Annotated in this window: 2 protein-coding genes; both read right to left on the reverse strand. The window is 72.5% G+C overall.

Translation table 11 applies throughout. The annotated features are described in order from the left end of the window. A partial coding sequence (locus C667_RS22375) for an ATP-binding protein (protein WP_004386396.1) occupies positions 1–1,254 on the reverse strand: 1,254 nt, incomplete at its 3' end. 8 nt (positions 1,255–1,262) lie between these two features. Then, the gene (gene dapB, locus C667_RS22380) at positions 1,263–2,069 is read right to left on the reverse strand and encodes a 4-hydroxy-tetrahydrodipicolinate reductase (RefSeq protein ID WP_004386397.1); all 807 of its coding nucleotides are present in this window, start codon (positions 2,067–2,069) and stop codon (positions 1,263–1,265) included. Positions 2,070–2,194: the final 125 nt, after the last annotated feature.

The following is a 2,194-nucleotide window of genomic DNA, read 5'->3' on the forward strand; positions in this document are numbered from 1 at the left end:
CCGCGCGCCGGCGAGCACGCCGGCGCGCAAGGGGGTCGGGTCGGCGACCACGCGCAGCGGCAGCACGACCTCGAAGCGGCTGCCCGCGCCCGGCGCGCTGTCGACGCCGATCCGCCCGCCCATCAGCTCGGTGAGCTGGCGGCAGATCGCCAGGCCGAGACCCGTGCCGCCGTACTTGCGCGTGGTCGAGTTGTCCGCCTGCGAGAAGGCGCCGAAGATCGCCTCCAGCTTGTCGGGCGCGATGCCGCAGCCGGTGTCGCGCACCAGGAACTCGAGGCTGGCCGTGGTGGCGTCGCGCTCGACGCAGCGCACGCGCACCTCGACCTCGCCGTGCTCGGTGAACTTGATCGCGTTGCCGATGAGGTTCACCAGGATCTGGCGCAGCCGCGTGGGGTCGCCGCGCAGCACCGAGGGCACGTCGGGCGCGACGTCGTAGTACAGCTCCAGGCCCTTCTGCGCCGCCCGCAACGCGAGCGCACGGCAGGTCTCGGAGACCACCGACTGCAGCGAGAAATCGATCTGCTCGACGCTCAGGCGGCCGGCCTCGATGCGCGAGAAGTCGAGGATGTCGTTGATGATGGTCAGCAAGGCCTCGGCCGAGGACTTCACCGTCTGCAGGTATTCGCGCTGCTCGCCGGCGATCGTGGAGTCGAGCAGCAGGTCGGTCATGCCGATGATGCCGTTCATCGGCGTGCGGATCTCGTGGCTCATGTTGGCGAGGAAGTCGCCCTTCGCCCGGCTCGCCGCCTCGGCGGCCTCCTTGGCCTCGAGGAGCTCGATCTCGCGCAGCTTGCGCTCGGTGACGTCACGATAGGTGCCCTCGACCCGCGCCCACCGTCCATCCTCGCCACGTCCGCCGGCGTTGCCGCACACCTCCATCCAGTGCCAGCTGCCATCCTGCGCGCGGATGCGGATCTCCGCGCGCAGCTCGGCCACGTCCCCGCGGAGGTGGGCACGCAGCGCCTGCTGCAGCGCCGCCTTGCCGTCCTCGTCCACCAGGCTCATCCAGTCGCGGGCATCGACGCCGTCGTAGCCGAGCAGCCTGCGCCAGCGCTCGTCGGGCCGGATGGAGCCGCAGCGCAGGTCCAGGTGCCACACGCCCGCACCCGCGTTCTCGGACACGAGGTCGAGGTGCCGGCGCGCGCGCGCCAGGCCGCGCAGCGCCGCGTCGCGCTCTCCGCGCAGGCGCGCCAGCTCTGCTTCGACGGAAGCAGGATCGGGAGGACTCCCGCACGTTTCGGCCGCGCCGCTCATGGCAGGCTTCAGCGCAGCCCGAGCACGTCCTGCATGTCGTAGAGGCCGCGGGCGCGCCCCGCGAGGAAGCGCGCCGCGCGCATCGAGCCGAGCGCGTAGGGCATGCGGCTGCCCGACTTGTGGGTGATCTCGATGCGCTCGCCGATGCCGGCGAAGAGCACGGTATGGTCGCCCACGACGTCGCCGCCGCGGATGGTGGAGAAGCCGATGGTCTGCGCGCTGCGCTCGCCGGTATGGCCCTCGCGACCATAGATCGCGCAGGTCTCGAGGTCGCGGCCGAGCTCGCGGGCGACGACCTCGCCCATGCGCAGCGCGGTGCCCGAGGGCGCGTCCACCTTGAAGCGGTGGTGGGCCTCGATGACCTCGACGTCGTAGCCCTCGGAGAGGATGCGCGCTGCGACCTCGAGCAGGCGGAACACCGCGTTCACCCCCACCGCCATGTTGGGCGCGAACACCACCGGGACGTGCTCGGCGGCGGCGGCGATCGCGGCCTTGCCGGCGGCGTCGAAGCCGGTGGTGCCGATCACCATCGCCTTTCCGGCGGCGCGCGCGAGCGCGAGGTGGGCGAGCGTGCCCTCGGGGCGGGTGAAGTCGATCACGCAGTCGGCCGCGGCGATCGCGGCGGCGGCATCGTCGGTGATGAGCACGCCGGTGGCCACGCCGGCCATCTCGCCGGCATCCCGGCCGATGAAGGGGGCGTCGCTGCGGTCGAAGGCAGCGGCGAGCACGACGCCCTCCTCCTTCAGCGCGGCCTCGATCAGCATTCTGCCCATGCGCCCGGACGCACCGGCGATCGCGACTCGAATCTGGGACATCGGATTGGTTTCCTGCATCAATGGGCCCGCGCAGGCGGCCGGCCCGGAATGGATCTGGGCGCCGCCTCAGCGCCCCGCGGCGGGCGGGATCTCGACCACGCGCGAGCGCGGCTGCGGCGCCGCCG

It is taken from the genome of Thauera phenylacetica B4P, assembly GCF_000310225.1.
Classification (GTDB): Bacteria; Pseudomonadota; Gammaproteobacteria; order Burkholderiales; family Rhodocyclaceae; genus Thauera; species Thauera phenylacetica.